Source organism: Pseudescherichia vulneris (assembly GCF_902164725.1).
Classification (GTDB): domain Bacteria; phylum Pseudomonadota; class Gammaproteobacteria; order Enterobacterales; family Enterobacteriaceae; genus Pseudescherichia; species Pseudescherichia vulneris.
The window spans coordinates 1,046,305-1,047,056 of the sequence record NZ_LR607338.1 but is presented as its reverse complement, the minus strand read 5'-3'; the positions used below and the strand labels follow the sequence as shown (position 1 = coordinate 1,047,056).

The 752-nt window shown below is 56.4% G+C and carries 1 protein-coding gene; it reads left to right on the top strand.

Going from position 1 to position 752, the window contains the following annotated elements; all coding sequences use genetic code 11:
- Nucleotides 1-3: 3 nt before the first annotated feature.
- Nucleotides 4-729 (top strand): phosphate signaling complex protein PhoU, encoded by a 726-nt coding sequence (phoU, locus tag FN633_RS04240; RefSeq protein WP_154056857.1) that lies wholly within the window; start codon nucleotides 4-6, stop codon nucleotides 727-729.
- The last annotated feature ends 23 nt before the right edge of the window (nucleotides 730-752 follow it).

Below are 752 nucleotides of genomic sequence, written 5' to 3'. Positions count from 1 at the left end.
GTTATGGACAGTCTCAATCTTAATAAACATATCTCCGGCCAGTTTAACGCTGAGCTGGAGAGCATCCGCACTCAGGTGATGACCATGGGCGGGATGGTAGAGCAGCAGCTCTCTGACGCGATCACCGCCATGCATAATCAGGACAGCGAGCTGGCCAAGCGCGTTGTTGCCGGTGACCATCAGGTCAACATGATGGAAGTGGCGATCGATGAGGCCTGCGTGCGTATTATCGCCAAGCGTCAGCCGACGGCGAGCGACCTGCGTCTGGTGATGGCGATCATCAAAACCATCGCCGAGCTGGAGCGCATCGGTGACGTCGCGGATAAAATCTGCCGCACCGCGCTGGAGAAGTTCTCCCAACAGCACCAGCCGCTGCTGGTGAGCCTGGAGTCGCTGGGCCGCCATACGGTGCAGATGCTGCATGATGTGCTGGATGCCTTTGCGCGCATGGATCTTGATGAAGCGGTGCGTATCTACCGTGAAGACAAGAAGGTGGATCAGGAGTACGAAGGCATTGTGCGTCAGCTGATGACCTACATGATGGAAGATTCCCGTACCATCCCAAGCGTACTGACCGCGCTGTTCTGCGCCCGCTCTATCGAGCGTATCGGCGATCGCTGCCAGAACATCTGCGAATACATCTTCTACTTCGTGAAGGGGCAGGATTTCCGCCATGTGGGCGGCGACGAGCTGGACAAACTGCTCGCCGGAAAAGATCCGAAAGAGTAATCCTGTCATCTCATAATAACGCC